General features: G+C 69.5%; 24 protein-coding genes. 8 read left to right on the top strand and 16 right to left on the bottom strand.

What is annotated here, in order from left to right:
• Positions 1-11: 11 nt before the first annotated feature.
• The 8 genes from ACFSVL_RS03855 to ACFSVL_RS03820 all read right to left on the bottom strand — a co-directional run bounded on the left by ACFSVL_RS03855 (position 12) and on the right by ACFSVL_RS03820 (position 4822).
• Positions 12-344 (bottom strand): hypothetical protein, encoded by a 333-nt coding sequence (locus ACFSVL_RS03855; RefSeq protein ID WP_378300509.1) that lies wholly within the window; start codon positions 342-344, stop codon positions 12-14.
• A gap of 48 nt (positions 345-392) precedes the next feature.
• The gene (locus ACFSVL_RS03850) at positions 393-662 is read right to left on the bottom strand and encodes a hypothetical protein (RefSeq protein ID WP_378300507.1); all 270 of its coding nucleotides are present in this window, start codon (positions 660-662) and stop codon (positions 393-395) included.
• 61 nt (positions 663-723) lie between these two features.
• On the bottom strand, positions 724-1077 hold the full coding sequence (locus ACFSVL_RS03845) for a GntR family transcriptional regulator (RefSeq protein ID WP_378300505.1): 354 nt from the start codon (positions 1075-1077) through the stop codon (positions 724-726).
• Positions 1074-1220, bottom strand: coding sequence for an LPXTG cell wall anchor domain-containing protein (locus ACFSVL_RS03840; RefSeq protein ID WP_093575833.1), 147 nt, complete (start codon positions 1218-1220; stop codon positions 1074-1076). Before ACFSVL_RS03840 ends, ACFSVL_RS03845 begins: the two co-directional genes overlap by 4 nt.
• 9 nt (positions 1221-1229) lie before the next feature.
• Positions 1230-1757: an NUDIX hydrolase gene (locus tag ACFSVL_RS03835; RefSeq protein ID WP_378300503.1), complete on the bottom strand. Its 528-nt coding sequence runs from the start codon at positions 1755-1757 to the stop codon at positions 1230-1232.
• Positions 1754-3148: a coenzyme F420-0:L-glutamate ligase gene (locus ACFSVL_RS03830; protein ID WP_378300501.1), complete on the bottom strand. Its 1395-nt coding sequence runs from the start codon at positions 3146-3148 to the stop codon at positions 1754-1756. The genes ACFSVL_RS03835 and ACFSVL_RS03830 overlap by 4 nt, the downstream gene beginning before the upstream one ends.
• Positions 3084-4076 carry a 2-phospho-L-lactate transferase gene (gene cofD / locus ACFSVL_RS03825; protein ID WP_378300499.1) on the bottom strand — a complete coding sequence of 331 codons (993 nt, stop codon included), beginning with the start codon at positions 4074-4076 and terminating at the stop codon, positions 3084-3086. Before cofD ends, ACFSVL_RS03830 begins: the two co-directional genes overlap by 65 nt.
• Positions 4073-4822 carry a GNAT family N-acetyltransferase gene (locus ACFSVL_RS03820; RefSeq protein WP_378300497.1) on the bottom strand — a complete coding sequence of 250 codons (750 nt, stop codon included), beginning with the start codon at positions 4820-4822 and terminating at the stop codon, positions 4073-4075. Before ACFSVL_RS03820 ends, cofD begins: the two co-directional genes overlap by 4 nt.
• 46 nt (positions 4823-4868) lie before the next feature.
• On the opposite strand from ACFSVL_RS03820, the gene ACFSVL_RS03815 reads away from it, so the two are divergent.
• The 3 genes from ACFSVL_RS03815 to dapC all read left to right on the top strand — a co-directional run bounded on the left by ACFSVL_RS03815 (position 4869) and on the right by dapC (position 6568).
• Entirely contained in the window at positions 4869-5042 is a 174-nt protein-coding gene (locus tag ACFSVL_RS03815) for a hypothetical protein (protein WP_378300495.1), read from the top strand.
• A gap of 120 nt (positions 5043-5162) precedes the next feature.
• Complete coding sequence (fdxA, locus tag ACFSVL_RS03810; RefSeq protein ID WP_009072848.1) at positions 5163-5483, top strand: ferredoxin; 321 nt, start codon at positions 5163-5165, stop codon at positions 5481-5483.
• Complete coding sequence (gene dapC, locus ACFSVL_RS03805; RefSeq protein WP_378300493.1) at positions 5480-6568, top strand: succinyldiaminopimelate transaminase; 1089 nt, start codon at positions 5480-5482, stop codon at positions 6566-6568. Before fdxA ends, dapC begins: the two co-directional genes overlap by 4 nt.
• Positions 6569-6657: 89 nt before the next feature.
• On the opposite strand, the gene ACFSVL_RS03800 is transcribed toward dapC, so the two are convergent.
• Together ACFSVL_RS03800 and ACFSVL_RS03795 are read right to left on the bottom strand one after the other, a co-directional pair.
• Positions 6658-6930 carry a DoxX family protein gene (locus ACFSVL_RS03800; RefSeq protein WP_378300491.1) on the bottom strand — a complete coding sequence of 91 codons (273 nt, stop codon included), beginning with the start codon at positions 6928-6930 and terminating at the stop codon, positions 6658-6660.
• A gap of 61 nt (positions 6931-6991) precedes the next feature.
• Complete coding sequence (locus ACFSVL_RS03795; RefSeq protein WP_378300489.1) at positions 6992-7612, bottom strand: TetR/AcrR family transcriptional regulator; 621 nt, start codon at positions 7610-7612, stop codon at positions 6992-6994.
• Positions 7613-7699: 87 nt separating this feature from the next.
• Here ACFSVL_RS03795 and ACFSVL_RS03790 point away from each other — a divergent pair, with 87 nt between their 5' ends.
• Positions 7700-9097 (top strand): FAD-dependent monooxygenase, encoded by a 1398-nt coding sequence (locus tag ACFSVL_RS03790; RefSeq protein WP_378300487.1) that lies wholly within the window; start codon positions 7700-7702, stop codon positions 9095-9097.
• 32 nt (positions 9098-9129) lie between these two features.
• Here ACFSVL_RS03790 and ACFSVL_RS03785 read toward each other — a convergent pair whose 3' ends face one another.
• The 3 genes from ACFSVL_RS03785 to ACFSVL_RS03775 all read right to left on the bottom strand — a co-directional run bounded on the left by ACFSVL_RS03785 (position 9130) and on the right by ACFSVL_RS03775 (position 11639).
• Positions 9130-10089 (bottom strand): CHAD domain-containing protein, encoded by a 960-nt coding sequence (locus tag ACFSVL_RS03785; RefSeq protein WP_378300485.1) that lies wholly within the window; start codon positions 10087-10089, stop codon positions 9130-9132.
• 99 nt (positions 10090-10188) lie between these two features.
• Positions 10189-11169, bottom strand: a complete 981-nt coding sequence (gene dapD, locus ACFSVL_RS03780) for a 2,3,4,5-tetrahydropyridine-2,6-dicarboxylate N-succinyltransferase (RefSeq protein WP_378300483.1) — start codon at positions 11167-11169, stop codon at positions 10189-10191.
• A 29-nt stretch (positions 11170-11198) separates the two neighbouring features.
• Positions 11199-11639 (bottom strand): hypothetical protein, encoded by a 441-nt coding sequence (locus ACFSVL_RS03775; protein WP_378300482.1) that lies wholly within the window; start codon positions 11637-11639, stop codon positions 11199-11201.
• Between the two features lie 42 nt (positions 11640-11681).
• On the opposite strand from ACFSVL_RS03775, the gene dapE reads away from it, so the two are divergent.
• On the top strand, positions 11682-12755 hold the full coding sequence (gene dapE, locus ACFSVL_RS03770) for a succinyl-diaminopimelate desuccinylase (RefSeq protein ID WP_378300480.1): 1074 nt from the start codon (positions 11682-11684) through the stop codon (positions 12753-12755).
• A 624-nt stretch (positions 12756-13379) separates the two neighbouring features.
• On the opposite strand, the gene ACFSVL_RS03765 is transcribed toward dapE, so the two are convergent.
• Positions 13380-14438, bottom strand: a complete 1059-nt coding sequence (locus tag ACFSVL_RS03765) for a chitinase (RefSeq protein ID WP_378300478.1) — start codon at positions 14436-14438, stop codon at positions 13380-13382.
• A 195-nt stretch (positions 14439-14633) separates the two neighbouring features.
• Positions 14634-16724 (bottom strand): M4 family metallopeptidase, encoded by a 2091-nt coding sequence (locus tag ACFSVL_RS03760; protein ID WP_378300476.1) that lies wholly within the window; start codon positions 16722-16724, stop codon positions 14634-14636.
• A gap of 359 nt (positions 16725-17083) precedes the next feature.
• On the opposite strand from ACFSVL_RS03760, the gene ACFSVL_RS03755 reads away from it, so the two are divergent.
• A complete protein-coding gene (locus tag ACFSVL_RS03755; protein WP_378300475.1) occupies positions 17084-17869 on the top strand; it encodes an LOG family protein in 786 nt (261 codons plus the stop codon).
• Positions 17869-18411 carry an LOG family protein gene (locus ACFSVL_RS03750; RefSeq protein WP_378300474.1) on the top strand — a complete coding sequence of 181 codons (543 nt, stop codon included), beginning with the start codon at positions 17869-17871 and terminating at the stop codon, positions 18409-18411. The genes ACFSVL_RS03755 and ACFSVL_RS03750 overlap by 1 nt, the downstream gene beginning before the upstream one ends.
• Positions 18412-18415: 4 nt before the next feature.
• Here the strand turns inward: ACFSVL_RS03750 and ACFSVL_RS03745 are convergent, their stop codons facing one another.
• On the bottom strand, positions 18416-19090 hold the full coding sequence (locus tag ACFSVL_RS03745) for a lysophospholipid acyltransferase family protein (protein ID WP_378301947.1): 675 nt from the start codon (positions 19088-19090) through the stop codon (positions 18416-18418).
• Between the two features lie 54 nt (positions 19091-19144).
• Here ACFSVL_RS03745 and ACFSVL_RS03740 point away from each other — a divergent pair, with 54 nt between their 5' ends.
• Positions 19145-20050, top strand: coding sequence for a glucosyl-3-phosphoglycerate synthase (locus ACFSVL_RS03740; RefSeq protein WP_378300472.1), 906 nt, complete (start codon positions 19145-19147; stop codon positions 20048-20050).
• Positions 20051-20108: the final 58 nt, after the last annotated feature.

The raw sequence follows: 20108 nt of genomic DNA, 5'->3' as shown, positions 1-20108 counted from the left end.
GGCGGGGTGAGTCAGCGCGGCGGGTAGGGGTTCTGCGGTCCCGGCGGCGGGTACGGGCCTTGTGCGGGCGGGTACTGGGCGCCGGGTGGCTGCGGGGCGTTTGGATACTGCGGGCCGGGCGGCGGATAGCCCGGCTGGGCGGGATAGCCCGGCTGACCGGGGTGCTGCTGGGCGGGATAGCCCGGGTACTGCGGACCGGCTGGGGGATAGCTCTGCTGGGGTGGGTAGTAGCCCGGCGGTGGGGGTTGTTTCCGCTTCGACGAAGCCCGTACCGCGGCCACGATCGCGATTACCAGGCCCACCACGAGCAGCAGGACCATGAGGTGCCAAGGCTGTAACGCCATGTCGGAAAGCCCTCCCCTGGACGAGCCTTCATCGTAGCGACGATCGGGTCAGCCTTGCGGGGGCTGTTGCGGCGGGTACTGCTGGCCGGGCTGCGGCGGGTACTGCTGCGGAGTGCCCGGCGGGTACTGGCCCTGCGGCGGGTACTGCTGCGGCGGGTACTGGCCCTGCGGCTGCGAACCCGGCGCACCCGGAGCCTGCCCCGGATACTGCCCTGGACCCGACTGCGGCGGCTGCTTCGGCCGTCCCACCGTGAATTTCAGGATCAGGATGACCACTAGCAGCAGGATCAGCGCGCCCGGCAGGACGTAGTTCAGCATGGGTTTCCCAATCGGCTCGGGCGCGGGAGGTCAGCACGTCGATGCTAATTCCTCGCCGCGTTCAGCGCAGGGCAGCCGCCGCGATCGCTATGCCTTGGTCCGCGGACAAGCCCAGCCCCCGGATCACCTCGGCGTACGTCGCCGCGGCGGCTTGGGCTCGGGACAGCGTTTCGTCGCCGGTCGCGCCGACGAAAGTGCCTGCTCTGCCTCGGGTTTCCAGCAGGCCAGCTTCCTCAAGCTCGCGGTACGCACGGGCCACCGTGTTCGGGGCGATGCCCAGGTCCGCGGCCAGTCCGCGCACCGTCGGGAGTTTGGTGCCGACGGCGAGCGTGCCGTCGTTGATCTGGCTGGCCAGCGACGTCCGGACCTGTTCGAACGGCGGAACGGAGGACGCTGGGTCGTAGGTGACGCTCATCGTTGCCGCCGTTTCCGTCGAATGCTGACCACGATACCCAGCGCCAGGAGCGCGAACGCCACCGCGAAGCCGATCAGCACCACCCATCCGCTGATGGCGACGCCGGTGTCGCCCGGGTGCAGGTGCGGCCGCGCCAGGTCCATGGGCCCAGGTTAACGGGCTGCCGCGATCAGGTCGGCCAGATCTTCCGAACCGGCGGGCAGCGCGTCGACTGGCCACCAGCGCAGGTCATCGGACTCTTCGCTGCGCACGGGTTCGGCGCCGGGCGGTGCGTGCACCGCGTAGCGGACGTCGAAGTGCCGGGTCGGGAGGCCTAGCGAGCAGGTGATCGGGTGGACATCCAGGTGCACTGGCGTTTCGCCGATCGTCAGGCCGTTGATGCCGGACTCCTCGGTCGCCTCGCGCAGGGCGGCTTCGGACAGCGACGCGTCGGACGGTTCGCAGTGCCCGCCGAGCTGCAGCCAGCGGCCGACGCGCGGGTGCAGGGTCAGCAGGACCTGCGTGCCGGTCGAGTCGAGGACCACCGCGGACGCGGTCAGGTGGCCGGCTTCGCAGGAGCGCTGGCAAGTGTCCGAACGCGACGCCAGGAAGCCGAGAAACGCTTGCCGCAGCGACTCTTGTGCCGAGGAAGGCGGCTTCCAGCCGGTCAGCTCGGTGACGGCGGAATCGTGCAGGGTCATCGTTCGATCAGCCAATCGCCGGTGGTGAGCGGTCCGCGCGGGGGAGCGGGCTCGGCTGGGTGGCCGATGGCGACCGCGCCGAGCGGGTGCCACTGGTCGTCCAAGTCCAAAGTGGACCGGACCAGGTCGGCGGCGAAGATGGTCGAGCCGATCCAGCACGAGCCGAGGTCTTCGGCGGCCAGTGCGACCAGCAGGCCCTGCACGGCGGCGCCGGCGGCGACGGTGAACATGGTGCGCTCGTGACGGTTTCGCCGGTCGTCACGGTAAGTGTGCGCGCCTTCGGGGAGCAGGAACGGGATGACCAGTTCCGGGGCGCGATAGAGAATGTCGCCGCGGGACAGGCGTTTCGCGATCTGCTCAGGGGTGAAGCCGTCGCTGGTCAGGTCGGCTTCCCAGGAAGACCGCATCGCGTCGAGGAGTTTGCGGCGCAGGCCTTCGTCTCGCAGCCAGATGAAGCGCACGGGGTGCGTGTGGTGCGGCGCGGGCGCGGTGAGCGCGGCGGCGACCGAGCGGCGCATGGCCTCGGGGTCGACCGGCTCGTCGCTGAACTGCCGGACGGAACGCCGGTGCGGTACGGCTTCCCGGCGGCCTTGCGCGATGGATTCGTTGGTGCCCAACCGAAAGAGGTCTTCGTCGACCGGACGCACCAGGTCACGCGCGGTGGTCCCGTCGTCGTGGATCTGCAGGCCGCGCACGACCGCCACCGGCAGGCCGCCGAGCTTGCCCTTCACCAGGTCCGCGGCGGCGGCGATCTCGTCCGCGACCGCGATTTCCGTTACGGCCAGCTCGTTTCCCTGCGAATCGACCTGTCCGGCGTACCCGTGCAGCACGCGCAGGCCGGACGCGCCGATCGCGGCGTCCGTCTGGCCGACCCGCCAGGCCCGGCCCATGGTGTCGGTGACGACCACGGCCACCTCGACGCCCAGTCGTTCCCGCAAACCGTTGCGCAGAGCCAAAGCGGACGCGTCCGGGTCCGTCGGAAGCAGCGCGATCTCGTCGCCGCGCACGTTCGACGCGTCGATCCCGGCCGCCGCCTGCACGATGCCAAGGTTGTTCTCGGTGATCAACGTGCGCGCGATCCGGGCGACCACTCGCACCGATTCTTCCTGGATCAGCTTGCGGCGGGCCGCGTCGCGCGCTTCGGGATCGCTCGGCACGCGCACGAGCCGGCCTTCGATCTTCGAAAACGCCTTGCTCGTCACCACCACCACGTCACCGGAACGCAGCCACGGCGCGGCGGTCACGATCGCGCCGGTCAGGTCGTCGCCGGGACGGAATTCCGGCAGCCCGGGGACCGGCAGGATCTCGATCTTCTGCGAAGCGTGATCAGTCAAGAGAGACTCCAGCCACGTCGAGCGCCGCGCGGACCATGTCCGCGGTCGCGTCCACATCGGACATCAGCAGCGGCACCGCGCGCACGTCCACGCCGGGCACCGTGACCTCGTGATCCTCCGGCGCGACGAGCCAGCCGTCGAGCACGCCGCCGTCGGAACGCGCGCCGTAGTGTCGGCCGACCGCCTCCGCCGAGGTCTCCACGCCGATCGCGGTGAGACACGCGTCGGCCATGCCACGCAACGCTTTTCCGCCGATGATCGGCGACACCCCGATAACCTTCGCGGGCGACTTCCGCAGCGCGTCGCGCACCCCGGGCACCCCGAGCGTCGTGCCGACCGAGACGACCGGGTTCGACGGCGCGAACAGCACGACGTCCGCCTCGGCCAGCGCCGCGAGCACGCCGGGGCCGGGCTTGGCCTCGTCGTTGCCGACCGCGACGATCGAATGCGCCGGCACGCCCGCCCGGTACCGCACCCACCACTCCTGGAAGTGCACGGCCTTCTGCTGGTCGGGCTGGTCCGGGTCGTCGATCACGACGTGCGTCTCGACCCGGTCGTCCGACATCGGCAGCAGCCGCACGCCGGGCTGCCAGCGGTCGCACAGCGCCTCGGTGACGGCGGACAGCGGATAGCCCGCGCGCAGCATCCGCGACCGGATCAGGTGCGTCGCGATGTCCTTGTCGCCGAGCCCGAACCAGGTCGGCTCCGCGCCGTAGGCGGCGAGTTCCTCCTTGACCGTCCAGGTCTCGCCCGCGTGGCCCCAGCCGCGTTCGGTGTCGATGCCGCCGCCGAGGGTGTACATGCAGGTGTCGAGATCCGGGCAGATGCGCAGGCCGTGCATCCACACGTCGTCGCCGGTGTTGACCAGCGCCGTGATCTCGTGCGGCGATTCGCCCGCGCCGATCGCGGGCAGTCCGAGTGCGGTCTTGACCCCGAGCAGGAAGCGGGCGCCGCCCACTCCGCCAACCAGTACGACGATCTTCACGACTGGCGATCCTCGCACGTCCGCGGCGCCGGGCCCCAGTACCGGTACCTGTGGTGCTCCGAACAGCCGAGCGCGGAATACAGCGCGAGCGCGCCGGCGTTGCTCACCGCCACCTGCAGGACCCACTTGTCGGCACCGTGTGCGCGGCCCCAGCCGGCGAGCGCGTTCAGCACGGTGGTGGCCAGGCCGCGGCGGCGAAACTCCGGCGCGACCGCGAGGCGGGCGACGTGCAGCCAGTCGTCCACGATCGCGCCGCGCACCGCGCCCGCGGTGACGCCGTCGGCCAGTACGACGCCGTACCCGACCTTCCCGGTGGTCACGACGTGCCGCTGGGCGGAACTCGGCGTGGTGGTGTTTTCGGTCAGGTCCCACCATTCCGGCGTCGCCTGGTCGAGGACCTCGGCGCCGGGCGAAGGAGCGGACGGCAGCAGACCGGTCAGTACCGACACCCGGTATCCGGCGGCGTGCTCGACCTGCTCGCGCCAGCCCGCCGCGGCCACCTCGCGCTCCAGTTGGCTGTCTTCCAGCACCTGGACCGCGGGCGGAATGCCCCGAGCGTGGGCGAAGTCACACGCGGCTTCGAGCGCGTCCGGGACCGGACGGCCGGGGTCGCCGACGGCGAGTGCGCTGTTCGCGCGCCCGGTGAAGCCGTCGGCCCAGCGCAAAGTCCATTCTCCGAGCGGCTCCTCGACCACCGCCTGCCACGCTTTCGCGCACACGATTTCGAGCTTTTCCCGCGAGTTCACGGTTAGATTGTGACGGAGAGAGCTGTCCCGTTCCGCAGGAGAACCCATGAGCTACGCGCGCAAGGACGACCGGCACAACGATGAGCTTGTCGACGAGATCGCCGATGGCTTCAAGCGGACTCTCGAGGAGAAACGCGAGGACGGCAAGCCAGCCGGACCCGCTTTCACCATTACCGGCGATGCCAGGGACGCGCCGAAACCGCGTCGCCGCGATCGCTGAACGACCCGGATCCGCCCCGTTTCCAGGGGTGGGATAAGGGTCGCCTAACCACCACCGGGGGCCAGGGAAGCGCGTAATGTCCGCACCGACCGGCCCAGCAGGAGAAGCCAGGAGTACGCAGTGACCTACGTGATCGCCGAGCCCTGCGTCGACGTGCTCGACAAGGCGTGTATCGACGAGTGCCCCGTGGACTGCATCTACGAGGGCGAGCGGATGTTGTACATCCACCCGGACGAGTGCGTCGACTGCGGCGCCTGCGAGCCGGTCTGCCCGGTCGAGGCCATCTACTACGAGGACGACGTCCCGGACAACTGGTCCGACTACACCAAGGCGAACGTCGACTTCTTCAACGAGCTGGGTTCGCCCGGCGGCGCCTCCAAGGTCGGCAAGACCGCGCACGACCCGGGGTTCATCAAGGCTCTGCCCCCGCAGGGCGAATGACCCGGCTGCCCGACTTCCCCTGGGATTCGCTCGCCGAGGTCAAGGCCCGCGCGCAGGCGCATCCCGGGGGCATCGTCGACCTTTCCGTCGGCACGCCCGTCGACCCGGTGCCGGACTCGATCCGCGCCGCGCTCGCGTCGGTGTCGGAGATCCCCGGCTACCCGACCACGCACGGCACGCCTGAGCTGCGCGAAGCGGCGGTCACGGCGTTGCGGCGCCGCTACGGCATCACCGGCGTCGAACCGGACGCCGTGCTGCCGACGATCGGCTCGAAAGAGGCGGTGGCCTGGCTGCCGCGGCTGCTCGGCTTCGGGCCGGGCGACGTGGTGGTCATCCCGGAGCTGGCGTACCCGACGTACGAGGTCGGCGCGCTGCTCGCGGGTGCCGAGGTGGTGCGCGCGGACGGGCTGACCCAGCTCGGCCCGCGCCGCCCGGCGATGATCTGGCTCAACTCGCCGTCGAACCCGACCGGCCGCGTGCTCGGCGTCGACCACCTGCGCAAGGTGGTCGAGTGGGCGCGCGAACGCGGCACCGTCGTGGTGTCCGACGAGTGCTACCTCTCGCTCGGCTGGGAGGCGGAACCGCTGTCCGTGCTGCACCCGTCTGTCCACGGTGGACAGACGGACGGCCTGCTCGCGGTGCATTCGCTGTCCAAGTCGGCGAACCTCGCGAGCTACCGCGCCGGATTCGTGGCCGGCGACCCGAAGCTGGTGAAGACCCTGCTGGAGGTGCGCAAGCACGCCGGCATGATCGTGCCGCGGCCGGTGCAGCAGGCGATGGTCGCCGCGCTCACCGACGACGAAGCCCTTGCCGAGCAACGCGAACGCTATCGCGCGCGCCGCGTGGTGCTGCGGAAGGCGTTGCAGGACAACGGGTTCGAGATCACCTATTCCGAGGCCGGGCTGTATCTCTGGGCCACCCGCGGGGAATCCGCGCAGGCCACGGTGGAATGGCTGGCCGAGCGCGGGATCCTGGTCGCGCCGGGCACGTTCTACGGGCCCGCGGGGCGCGACCACGTGCGCGTCGCGTTGACCTCGACGGACGAGCGCATCGAAGCGGCGGCGGAGCGGCTGGCGCAGGGCTGACGGGGTCAGGCGACTGACCCCGTGAAGTACCCGGCCGCCGCGACCGCCAGCAGCAGGAAGACCGCCGGGAACGCGATGTTGTGGAACACCTACGCGCGGACGTGCGCGCCGACCGCGCCCACGAAGAACAGCACCAGCCCGATCGCGGCGGCCAGCCCTAGCCGCGGCCAGCCGAGCAGGCCGGCCACCAGGCCTGCGACGCCCGCACCCTCGATGATCGCCAGGTAAGGCAGCCAGCGCTGGCTGACGCCGACCTCGGCGGAGTTCTGCAGCACGAACTTCGCCCGTACGGTTTTCGCCGCGACCTCCAGGGTGTTGATCGCGATACAGGCGAAGGTGGCTACGAGAAGTCCGGTTTCCATCGCTCTTCCTTCCGGTGACGTCACTTCCTTGACGAAGCGCGCACCGGAAAGGTGACCGCGGTTAGTAGTCGCGGCCGGTGATGCCCCGGTAGACGAACCGGGTCAGCGCCTCCACCGCTTCCTCGTCGGTCGGCGGTTCCCACCCCTCCGGAGGCGGGCTCAGCAGCCACATCTGCGCGAAGTTGTCGACCAGCTGGTACATCATCGCGATCGTGAGCTGGGTGTTCGCCGGGAGCCGCAGCCCGGCCGCGGTGACGTGTGCGAGGTGGCCTTCGACGTCCGAGGCCTCGCTGGCACCGAACGTCGCGTACGCGGTGGCGAAGTCCTCGTTCACCATCGCGGCCTGGCGCAGCGCGAGCATCGTGGGGGCGTTGGCGCGGTAAAAGCTCCAGTACTGCCGCACGTGCCAGCGGACCGCGGCCGGATCGCTGAAGTCGGACAGGTGGTCGTCGCCGGAGGCCTGCTCGTCGCCGGCCGCCGACAGGTCGGCCAGCAGCGCGACCAGCAGTTCCTCCTTGCTCGCGAAGTGGTTGTAGAACGACCCCGCGGCGCGGCCTGCTTCCTTGGTGATGTCGGTGATCTTCGTGTTCAGGTAGCCCTTGGCCGCGAACACGCGCTTGGCCGCTTCCTTCAGCGCCGTTTCCGTCTCGGCGGCTTTGTCCTTGCGGCTCGTCGCCGTCATCCGGCACCTCCCTTGACGGGAACGCTATCAGCGGGCATCCTGAATCAATATTCACTGAACCATAATTCATCGAGAGGGGCGAGGGACATGACGGTGCTGGTGGCGGGAGCGGGCCCGACCGGGCTCACGCTGGCGATCGAGCTGGCGCGGCGCGGGGTCGGCGTGCGGGTGGTGGACAAGGCGGAGCAGTACTTCGCCGGTTCGCGCGGCGACGGGTTGCAGCCGCGCACGATGGAGGTCTTCGAGGACCTGGGGGTGCTGGACGCGGTGCTCGCCGCGGGTGCGCCGCCGTTTCCGATGCGGGTGTACCTGGACGGCGAGTTCACCATGGTGCGGCGGATGGCCGAGCCGGTCGAGCCGACGCCGGCGGTGCCGTATCCGAACGCCTGGTTCCTCGGCCAGTCGCAGACCGAGGGGATCCTGCGCGACCGGCTGGCCGAGCTGGGCGTGCGGGTCGAGCTGAACACCGCGCTGACCGGGTTCACCCAGGACGACGAGGGGGTCACCGCCGAGCTGTCGACCGGGGAGACGGTACGGGCGGAGTACCTCGTGGGTGCGGACGGCGGGAAGAGCTTCGTGCGCAAGGCGCTGGGGATCGCGTTCGAGGGGACCACTGACGAGTCGATCCGGATGCTGCTGGGCGATGTCTCGGCGGAGGGGCTCGACCACGCCTCGGGGTACTGGTTCGCGAAGGCGGACGAGCCGATGTCCGGGGTCGCGTTCACGCCGCTTCCGGGGACGCCGTACTTCCAGTTCGCCTCACCGCTCGGCGACGGCGAAGCGGGGACCTCGCTGAGCGAGCTGCAGGCGCACCTGGACCGGGTGTCCGGCGGCGGGATCCGGCTGCTCGACCTGGCCTGGTCCACCGTGTGGCGGCCGAATATCCGGCTGGCGGCGGCGTTTCGGCAGGGCCGGGTGTTCCTCGCCGGGGACTCCGCGCACGTGCACCCGCCGACCGGCGGGCAGGGGCTGAACACCGGCATCCAGGACGCGTACAACCTCGCCTGGAAGCTCGCCGACGGATCGCCGGAGCTGCTGGACAGCTACGAGGCGGAACGGCGCGCGGTCGCGGCGCGGGTGCTGGGGGTGAGCAGTGCGTTGCTGGAGAAGTACAAGGACGGTTCCGAGGACGCGCACGAACGCGGGCCGGAGACGCAGCAGCTTGACCTGACGTATCGGGGTGGACCGCTGTCGCCGGTCGGTACGGGGGCGTTGCGGCCGGGCGATCGGGCACCGGACGCGCCGCTGGTCGACGGGAATGGCAAGAGCGTGCGGCTGTTCGAGTTGTTCCGGGGTCCACATGCGACAGAGCTGGTGTTCGGCGAAGGGGCGCTCGGGACGGAGCATCCGGCGTATCGGATTCTGCCCCAGGGATCGGCGGGGGAGTTTGTGGACGTGGGTGGGCATGCGTATGCGGCGTATGAGGGGCAGCCGGGGAAGCGGGTGCTGGTGCGGCCGGACGGGTATGTGTGGGAGATGTCGTGAGTGGCAATCCCGGTTAGAACCGTGATTGCCACTCACGACACCGCGTGCTCAGCCTTCTCAATACGGTGCCACACACCGAGCCACGTGGCCCTCGCCTCGGCGCGCTTCGCCAGCTCGTGCTCGACGATCCGGCCGGCGACGAAGCCCATCTCGGCGTCCGCGTTGGCCAGCGCGCCGCGTACCTTCTCCGCGGCGAAGACCGCGTCCTGATGATCGCCTAGGACGGTCTGGAATTTGCGGGTCGCCTTGATCAGTTCGGACAGCTTCGCGGCCTGCTTCTTCTTCGCCGCCGAGCGGGCCAATTCGGCGGTGTAGCGGAGTTTCTTGCCGTGGATGCGCAGCGCGTGCAGGTCGTCGTCCGGCGGGTTCGGCGGGAGGGCGGCGACCGCGCGGGCGAGCTTCCGGTACGGCTTCCGGACGTCGGCGGCCAACCCGGGTTTCTCCGACGGAGTCTCGTCGATCTCGTGCTCGGCGGTGCGGGACAGCTGGGCGATGCTCTGCAGCAGGGTCGCGTACCGCGGGCTCGACAGCGCCCGGTTCAGCCGGCGGCGGGCGGTGGTGCGTTCGGAGACGAAACGGGACACCAGCCGTCGCCCGGCGGCCTGGTCGCGGACGTCGAAGCCGGCGATCACCTCGCGCAGGTGGCCGATCAGGACGTCGTAGTCGCGGACCTCGCCGAGCACCTGGCCCAGCCAGCCGAGGTCGGCGCGCACCGGTTCCGCGGTGGCCCCGACCAGCGCGCTGGAGGATTTCAGCACGCTTCGCATTCGCCGTTGCGCGACGCGCATCTGGTGCAGTTCTTCCGGATCGGCCCCGGCCCGGGTGCCCGGTTCGCGGGACAGCAGTTCGCGCAGTTCGTGGTCGAGTTTGGCGCGCACGTGCGCGGCCGCCGGGGCCTCGGGATCCGCTTTCGCCGGTTCGGCGGGAAGCCCGAGTGCGGCCGGCGTCGTCGGTTCCGGAGTACGGCGGCGGCTGGTCGCTTCGGAAGTCACCTGGTTAATGGTAGGTGAACAACGACCGGGCCGGACTGGTCCGAAATAGCGAGAGGGTGCGCTCCCGTCGCGGGGAGCGCACCCTCTCGCCGGGGTGGATCAGTTGGCGTGCAGTGCTTCGTTCAGCTTGATGCCGACGCCGCCGCGCGGGACGACCTCGACCGCGCCGGTCGCGGAGTTGCGCCGGAAGACCGCGCCGGAGATCCCGGACAGCTCGCGTGCCTTGACCGTCTTGCCGTCGACCTCGACCTTGGTGCCCGCGGTGATGTACAGCCCGGCCTCGATCACCGAGTCGTCGCCGAGGGAGATGCCCGCGCCGCCGTTCGCGCCGATCAGGCAGCGCTCGCCGACCGAGATCACCTCGGTGCCGCCGCCGGAAAGCGTGCCCATGATCGACGCGCCGCCGCCGACGTCGCTGCCGTCGCCGACCAGCACGCCGGCCGAGATGCGGCCCTCGACCATCGACGCGCCGAGCGTGCCCGCGTTGAAGTTCACGAAGCCCTCGTGCATCACGGTGGTGCCGGACGCGAGGTGCGCGCCGAGGCGCACGCGGTCGGCGTCGGCGATGCGGACGCCGGTGGGCAGCACGTAGTCGACCATCCGCGGGAACTTGTCCACGCCGTACACGGCGACCGCGCCGCGCGAACGCAGCCGCAGCCGGGTCTGCTCGAAGCCCTCGACCGGGCACGGGCCGTGGCTCGTCCACACGACGTTGGCCAGCAGGCCGAAGATGCCGTCGAGGCTCTGCCCGTGCGGCCGGACCAGCCGGTGCGACAGCAGGTGCAAGCGCAGGTAGACGTCGTGGGCGTCGGCGGGGGCGGTAGCCAGGCTGCCGATCGTCACGCGCACCGCGACGACCTCGACACCGCGGTCGGTGTCCGGGCCCAGCAGCGCGGCCGCGGACTCGCCGAGCAGCTCGGCGGTCTGCTCCGCGGTCAGCCGCTCGGTGCCGCTGGTGCCTGCGCCGACCAGCTTGGGGTGCGGGTACCAGGTGTCCAGCACGGTTCCGTCGGACGTGACGGTGGCCAGCCCGACGCCGACGGCGCCGGTCGTTTCGGGGTCAGGGGTCTGCTCGCTCACGCCGGTCACGGTAGCCGAAGCGGGCCGGATCAACCCGTGGTGGCCAGCTGGTTCACCTTTTTCTTCGCCTCGGTGAGCGCGGTGGAGATGGAGACGAGCGCCTGCGTGCACTCCCCGCCGGGCGTGGGCACCGTGGTGCAGCCTGCCTGCCGGAACGCGCCGACCGCCTGGTCGATCGCGGTCGCGTCCGCGTCGAGCGGCTGGTTGACCGTCTTGCCCGCTTTCGCCAGCTTGTGCACCGAACCGGCGGTGTTGCCGACCTCGGTGACGTATTTCTCACAGCCCTTCGGCAGCTGCGTCTGCGGGCCGGTGAAGCAGGCGTCGGCCGACAGCGCTTCGAGCTTGATCGGCAGGGCGTCCGGACCCGGATCGCCGGCTCCCGGGCGGGCCTTGGGCCCGGCCTCGGTGCTGCAACCGGTGAGGACGAGGGCGAGGACGCCGAGAGCGACCAGGGAGCTTCGCGTGCGCACGTCCTCACGGTAGCCCCCGTGCTGGCTGGGTACGGTGCCGGTATGACCTCCCTTGACCTGCGGTCCGATCCGGCCGACCTCACTGCCGCCCTCGTGGATGTGTTCAGCGTCTCCGGGGAGGAGGGGAAGCTCGCGGACGCGGTGCAGGCCGCGCTGGCCGAGCAGGCTCCGCATCTGGAGGTCGTCCGCAACGGCGACGCGGTGCTGGCGCGGACGAATCTCGGGCGCGGGTCGCGGGTGATTCTGGCCGGGCATTTGGACACGGTTCCGGAGAACTCGAATTTGCCGTCCCGGCTTACTGGGGCTGGGGATGATGCGGTGCTGCACGGGCTCGGGTCGGTCGACATGAAGGGCGGGGACGCGGTCTTTTTGCATCTGGCCGCTACGTTGCCGGAGCCTCGGCATGATGTGACGTTTGTGTTTTATGACAATGAAGAGGTTGAGGCGGTTCGGAACGGGCTGGGGCGGATTGAGCGGGAGTTGCCGGAGTGGCTGGCCGGGGATCTCGCGATTGTGGGGGAGCCGTCTAATGGCGTGATTGAGGCTGGGTGTCAGGGGACTTTGCGGGTTGAGGTCCGGACGGCCGGGGCTCGGGCGCATACTGCTCGGGCATGGATGGGGTCTAACGCGATTCATGCGTTGGCGGAGCCGTTGCGGCGGTTGGATTCTTATTCGGCTCGGGTCGTGGATATTGATGGGTTGACGTATCGGGAGGGGCTGCAGGCTACCGGGATTTCTGGTGGGGTGGCTGGGAATGTGGTGCCGGATGCCGCGGTTTTGACGGTTAATCATCGGTTTGCGCCGGATCGTAGTGCGGAGCAGGCTGAGGCGCATGTGCGTGAGGTATTTGCCGGGTTTGACGTGACGTTGGTGGATATGTCGCCGGGGGCGTTGCCGGGGTTGTCGGCTCCTGCTGCGGCGGAACTTGTGGCTGCGGCTGGGGGGAAGGCGGCGGCTAAGCTGGGGTGGACGGATGTGGCTCGGTTTGCGGCGTTGGGGATGCCTGCGGTGAATTTCGGGCCTGGGGATCCTACGTTGGCGCATACGCAGCGGGAGAATGTTCGGGTGGGGGAGATTCGGGAAGTGGCTGGGGTTTTGCGGCGGTTTTTGAGCTGATTTCTGGTGGCGTGGGGCACCCCGAAGCCCGAGTGTGCTGACAGTTCGAGGGTGCTTGTCAAGGCGGGAAAGATGCCTTGACAAGCACCCTCGAACTGCAGGGAGGCTTCGTATCGGGGTGCGGGGGTGGGGCTGGGTGCCTCGCTGGGTTTGGGTGCAGCGGTGGCGGGTGGTCCGTGAAGGACTCCTTGAGGGAATCCAAGTCTGTGAAGGTGGCCCTCACGGATGGTGGAGGGCCAGTGCCCGGGACTTAAGCTGGGTGGCTCAGCCTGTGACTGTCCACAAAGGACGCCCGAGTCGGCGAAATGCCTGATTGTTGCCGGTATGCCTGGGTTCTTCAGGTCTGTGAGGGGCACCCTGGGGGAATCTGATTCCCCCAGGGTGCCCCTCACAGACCTCACGCTCAGCTCTCGCCGCCCGCGTCGGCCCGGCGCAAGCCAACGGTCGGCCTGGGCGGGCGCGCCTCAGTCTCACCCGCAACGCCGCCTTAAGCCCTGGCATTGGAATCTCCGGTCGTGAAGGACTCCTTGAGGGAATCAGATTCCCTCAAGGAGTCCTTCACGGACCGGTGGCTGAGCTGAGGCCGGGGCGGCGCCGCGCGCAAGCACCCCGGCCCACAGCGGTCTAGCGGCCTTGCAGCGACTTCACGTTGTTGCCGAAGGACCAGCCCTTGGAGCCGTCCCAGTTGAGGGACCAGGTCATCAGGCCCTTGACTCCGGGGACGCTCTGGTAGGCCTGCGAAACCAGGCCGGGGCTCATGTACCCGCCGCCGGCTCCGGGTTGTGCGGGGAGACCGGGGACCTGCTTGTCCAGCGGGACGCGGATGGTCGTGCCCTGCACGGTGAGGCCCTTGTCCAGGCACTGCGTCTGCACGGTGAATCCTTGCACGGTCCCGGCCTGGTAGCTGTCGCCGGAGCAGCCGTACATGGAACCGTTGTAGTACTGCATGTTCAGCCACCACAGGCGGCCGTTGTCCGCGTACTTCTTGATGATCGGCAGGTATGCGCCCCAGATCGAGCCGTAGGTGATCGAACCGCCGGTGACGTAGGCGGTTTCCGGGGCCATGGTCAGGCCGAAGCCGGCTGGCATTTGGGAAAGCACGCCGTCGATGATGCGTTCCAGGTTTTGCTGCGACGCCGAAAGCGTCTTGATGTCGCCGCTGCTGGAAAGGCCGGTCTCGATGTCGATGTCGATTCCGTCGAAATTGTACTTCTTCAGGATCGGCACGATGGTGCTCACGAATTTGTCGGCGACCGAGCTGGACGACAGGTCGATGCCCGCCGCCGCGCCGCCGATCGACATCAGGATCGTGGCTCCGGCGTCCTTGGCCGCGCACATTTCGGCGGGCGTGGAGACCTTGACCGTGGCGTCCATGCCGTCTTCCCACTGCACGGTGCCGTCGGAAAGGATCACCGGGAACGCGGCGTTGATGACGTTGTACCCGTGTGCGGCGATGCGGGAATCGTTGATCGGGACCCAGCCCATGCCGGGGTGGACGCCGTTCGCGGCGCCGTCCCAGTTTTCCCAGTAGCCCTGCAGCACCGGGCCGGATGGTCTCGGCTTCACCGCGCAGGTGTCCGATCGCGGTGCGGCGGCCGCTGAGGCGGGAGCGACTCCCGCGAGCGGTAGTGCGAGCAGGGCCGCGACGGCGGTCCCGAACCAGCGCGATTTCGATCCGAACATCACGGCTCCCGTCCCCGATAACGGTGTTGCCGCAACGGTAAGCGGCCGGGGCGGGAGGTGCCTACCCCCGATCGTATGGTCTAGACAAATTTACGGCAGGTGGTCTGGACAAGTACCGGGGCGGAACGCGAACCAGCCGGGCACGAGGCGCCGTGCCCGGCTGGTTCAGGTCAAAACTGGGGAGTGCTTACCGTGTCAGCAGGCCCCGTTGTCGGTCCAGACGGCCCAGGAACCGGGCGCGCCCGGCTCAGCGCCGACGGAGTACCACGTCGAGGTCCACTTGTGGTTGTTGTACGAGACCACGTCGCCCGGACCGTAGAACGTGTTCGAGTCCCACGCCGCGATGCCGCCGCAGCCCGGCGGGGTGCCGCTGCCCACGACGAGCGTGAAGTCCGACGTGTGCGTGGCGTTCGCGCCGGTCGCGGTGATCGTCACCTTGCTGGTGCCCTTGGGCGTGGTGGCCGTCGTGGCGATGGTGACGGTCGCGGTGGCTCCGGACTGGATGGTGTCCGGGGCGAACGTCGCGGTCGCGCCCGAGGGCAGGCCGCTCGCGGTCAGCTTGACCTGCTGCGCGTTGCCGTTGGTGATCTTGGTGGTCACCGTGGACTTGGCCGAGCTGCCCGGTTCGACCGTCGCGGTCGTCGGGGACAGTTCGACGGAGAAGTCGTTGTCCTTCGGCGGTTCGCTGTCGCAGGTGGCCTCACCGGAGACCGCGCCGACCGAAACGCCGTCCCACGCCGCCTTGGTCGCCTTGTACTCGACGCAGCTGCCCGGGAACAGGTCGACCGCCGCCTGCAGGGTGGCCTTGCGAGCCGCCTTGTGGTTCCAGGACGAGGTCTTGTGCAGCAGGCCGTTGTAGAAGATCTTGCCTGCCTTCTGGATCCCGATGCCGGTGACGCTGCTGTTGTTGCAGGTCGGGCTGGTCGGCTGGCCGTTCGACGGCGAGCTGCCCTCGGCGAGCAGGTAGAACCAGTGGTTCTGCGGGCCCGCGGCGGCGTGCACCTCGGTGTTCGGGATCGACGACGAGTAGCAGTTCGGGTCGCCGATCCGGTTCGGGTTGTACATGTAGCGGATCGGGCCCTGGCCGACCAGGTTGACGCCCTCGCCGACCTCGTAGTCCGGCTTGTCCTTCGCGTTGTTCGCGTAGAACTCGGTCAGCGCGCCGAAGATGTCGCCGGTGGACTCGTTGAGCCCGCCGTTCTCGTTGCCCGAACCCGCGCCGCCCGGCGTGTTCTGGAAGATGCCGTGGCCGAACTCGTGGCCCACGACGTCCATCGAGGTCGCCTGGCGCTGGTTGTCCTGAGAGTGGCCGAAGTGCGTGGACGAGCCGTCCCAGTACGCGTTGACGTCGTTCAGGCCGACCGACGCCGGGAACCCGCGGCCGTTGCCGTCGATGCCGTTGCGGCCCAGCCAGTCCTTCAGCATGTTCCACTCGGTCTGCACGCTGTAGAGCGTGTCGACGCAGCCGGTTTCGAGGTCCGTGCCGGAGCCGTTGCCCCAGGTGTTGCTGGACTTCGTGAACACCGAGCCGTTCTCGCGGCCGCAGCTGATGCCCGACCGGTTCGGGTCGCGCATCGAGTACGAGCTGCCGGAACCGGTGGTGTCGATGCTGACCTGGCCGACGTAGTAGCTGTTGCCGCTGCCCGCCACGGCGGGGGCCGCGGCGGTCGTGCCGGTCTTGGCCGGGTTCTCGGCCTTCACGTCGTCGCGCTGGTCGAGCACCTTGCCGGTGGCGGCGTCGACGAAGACGTGCAGGTTGCTCGGTGCCTTCGCGGTACGGCCCGCGACGACGACCTCGTAGGCCAGTTTCGGCTGTGCGCCACCGAGAACGACCAGATCAGGCTTGCTCACCTTGCTCACCGTCGGCAGCTGGCCGCGGGCGACCGAAGCCGCGCGCGCCGAGTCGACAGCAGGCGTGGTGCCCACGGTGATCGCCGCGCCTTCCGCGGAGTCGGTGCCGCGCACGCGGCCCGTTCCGTCGGCGACGATCACCGCATCCCCGCCGACGACCCGGAGGCCGTCGTAGGTGCGCTCGTAGGAGTTGTAATACAGCCCGGCGTCGCCCAGGGTGGTGCTGACGCGGTGCAGGCTCTCGGCCGAGCTCTTGCGAAGCCCGGCAGTGCCTGCGGCGGCGGCCCGGTCGGCGGCCGCGATCGCGGTGGCCTGCGGGTCTGCGGAGGGTTGGGCGGGGGCCGCGGATGCCGGGGTCACCGGCAGCGCGAGCAGGGAAAGGGCGAGACCGGCGACACTTGCGATGCCGGTGGCGAGCCCTCTTCTGGACGTCATCGACAGTCCTTTCGGGGTACACGATGGGGAAAAGCGCAACGCGTTGAGCTGGGCTGATCAGGCCGCGGACACCGTGAGTAAAAGAGCGCTCACGGGGGTGGTCAATGCGCTGAACGGACCAGCGGGACCCCGGGGTCGATCAGGACTATTCCTCGCAAGTGGCCCCGTAGCAGGGAAAACGCCGATTCGGGACGGGCCGGGCGACTTTCGTAGGTAGTTGCTGACAACCGGCCATTGGTAGGAGGACCGGAACCCGCTGGTGGTCCGCTTTCCCGCGTTCAGCCGCGGGCAACCGACCCGTCACGCTCTGGTGCCGACGCGGGCGCCCGGCGGGGCCGATCGGCCCGTAGGCTTGGCTGGTGAGCGAACAGTCTGAGTTTCCCGACGGCCAGTACCCCGAACGCCCGGTGGAGCGGCACAAGGGCCCGGTGGTGCTCCGGCGCGATCGGCGCGATCAGGGCAGCACGACCGATCAGCGGCTGCTCGATTCGCGGGGCCCGAGCGACTGGGTGCACACCGACCCGTGGCGCGTGCTGCGCATCCAGGCCGAGTTCGTCGAGGGATTCGGCGCGCTGGCCGAGGTTCCGCGCGCGGTGACCGTGTTCGGTTCGGCGCGCACCAAACGCGACAACCCGGAGTACGAGCTGGGCCGCAAGATCGGCGCCGCGCTGGCCGAGGCCGGGTTCGCGGTGATGACCGGCGGCGGCCCCGGCGCGATGGAGGCGGTGAACCGCGGCGCGAACGAGGCCGGCGGGTTCTCCGTCGGGCTCGGCATCGAGCTGCCGTTCGAACAGGGCCTGAACCCGTGGGTCGACCTCGGCGTGAACTTCCGGTATTTCTTCGCGCGCAAGACCATGTTCGTCAAGTACTCGCAGGCGTTCATCTGCCTTCCCGGCGGATTCGGCACGCTCGACGAACTGTTCGAGGCGCTCACCCTGGTGCAGACGAAGAAGGTCACGAAGTTCCCGGTGGTGCTGTTCGGCACCGAATACTGGGGCGGGCTGTACGACTGGATCGCGAAATCGGTGCTCGAGGGCGGGAAAATCGGCGAGAAGGATCTTCAGCTGCTGCACTTGACCGACGACATCGACGACGCGGTGCGGGTCGTGCAGGAGTCTTATCAGGCTTGGGAGGACACGCACTGATGCGGATTTGTGTGTTCTGCGGTTCGGCGCAGGGCTTTTCGCCGGAGTACGCGGAGGCGGCGGCCAGCGTCGGAAAGCTGTTGGCGCAGCGGGGGATCGGGCTCGTCTACGGCGGCGCGAGCGTCGGCACCATGGGCGTGGTGGCCGACGCCGCGATCGCCGCGGGCGGCGAGGTGATCGGCGTGATCCCGGAAGTGCTGTCCAATGTGGAAATCGCACACGGCGGGCTCACCGAATTGCACGTCGTGGCCGACATGCACCAGCGCAAAGCGAAAATGGCCGCGCTTTCGGATGCGTTCATCACGTTGCCCGGTGGGATCGGCACTCTCGAGGAAATGTTCGAGGTGTGGACGTGGGCGCACCTCGGCATTCACCGCAAGCCGATCGGGCTGCTCGACGTAGCCGGGTATTACTCGCCGCTCGTGGCGTTCGCCGATCAGATGGTGGACAAGGGGTTCCTGCGTCCAGACACCCGGGAGCTGATCAGCGTCGCCGCCGACGCGGACAAGCTGGTGGACATCCTGAGCCGTTCGATCGGATAACGCGTCACGACACTTTTTCGTCCGGCCGTTTGTGATAGGTGTCGACGTATTCCTGTCCGGACAGCTCCAGAATCGCGTACATGATCTCGTCGGTCACCGACCGGCGGATCGCCGAGGACGAGTCCTGGCCCTCGTAGCGCGAGAAGTCCAGCGGTTCGCCGAACCGGACCTTGATCTTGGCGAGCCGCGGGATTCGCGCGCCGTTCGGCTGGATGCCCTCGGTGCCGAACAACGCCACCGGGACCACCTTCGCCCCGGTGGACAGCGCGAGCGCGGCGACGCCGGTGTGCCCGCGGTGCAGCCGTCCGTCGAGCGAGCGGGTGCCCTCCGGATAGATCGCGAACACGCCGCCCTCGGTGAGCACCTTGCGGCCCGCTTCGAGCGCGGCGAGCCCGGCTTGGGCGTTGCCGCGTTCGACCGGGACGTAGCCGAGCGCGTCGAGCGACTTCGCGATGAACCGGCCCTTGAGCCCCTTCCCGGTGAAGTACTCGGCTTTGCCGAGGAACCGGACCTGCCGCGGGGTGGTGAACGTGATCACACCGGTGTCCAGCGCCGCCCGGTGGTTCGAGGCGAGCAGGACCGGGCCGTCCCCGGGAATGTTCTCCACTCCCTCGACCCGGGGCCGGTAGAGCGCGCGGACCAGCGGTCCGAGCACGAAACGGACGAGCAGCGGCAGCAAGGGTTCTCCCTCCGGAGGATCGGGCACCGGTTCCAGCATGGCACGATCGCCTCCATGAGCTGGTTTCACCGTCGCACCTGGCAGGAGCCGGGGTGGAGCGTCGCGGACATCCTCGCCGCCAAACGCGGCCGGACCGTGTCGGTCGTGCTGCCGGCTCTCGACGAGGAGGAATCGGTCGGCGCCGTGGTCGCGTCGGTGCGCCCGCTGCTCGGCGGCGTGGTCGACGAGCTGGTGGTGGTCGACTCCGGCTCCACGGACGCGACCGTCGAGGTCGCCGCCGCCGCCGGGGCGCGCGTGGTGCGCCGCGAGGACGTCGTGCCCGAGCTGGCCCCGCGTCCGGGCAAGGGCGAGGTGCTGTGGCGTTCGCTCGCCGCGACGACCGGCGACGTGGTGGTGTTCCTCGACTCCGACCTGGTCGACCCGGACCCGGCGTTCGTGCCGTCGCTGCTCGGCCCGCTGCTCACCGAGGACGGCGTGCACCTGGTGAAGGGCTTCTACCGCCGTCCGCTGCGGCTGGAGAGCACCGGCGGCGGGCGGGTCACCGAGCTGCTGGCGCGGCCGGTGCTGTCCGCGCTGCGCCCGGCGCTGGGAGAGCTGGTGCAGCCGCTCGGCGGCGAGTACGCGGGCACGCGCGAGTTCCTGGAGTCGGTGCCGTTCGCCGGCGGGTACGGCGTGGAGATCGGCCTCCTGCTGGACGCCGAGGAGCGCTACGGCCTCGACGGGCTCGCGCAGGTCAACCTCGGCGTGCGCAAGCACCGCAACCGGTCGTTGCTGCAGCTCGGCGTGATGGCCCGGCAGATCCTCGGCACCGCGCTGGGCCGCTGCGGGCTGCCGAGCGAGGAGGCGGCGCGGTTCACGCAGTTCGTGCAGGTGTCCGGGGAATGGGTGCCGGACGTGACGGAGGTGCCGGTGGCGGACCGGCCGCCGATGCGGGAGGTGCTGGCCGCCCGGCAGCCGTGACGTCGTGACGTGCACATCGGACCGCGGCTTCATCGGGATGTCATCGGCCCGCGCTACG

Origin of the sequence: Amycolatopsis silviterrae, from assembly GCF_042684085.1 — a bacterium.
Lineage (GTDB): Bacteria > Actinomycetota > Actinomycetes > Mycobacteriales > Pseudonocardiaceae > Amycolatopsis > Amycolatopsis silviterrae.
This window is presented reverse-complemented; position numbering and strand designations above follow the sequence as displayed.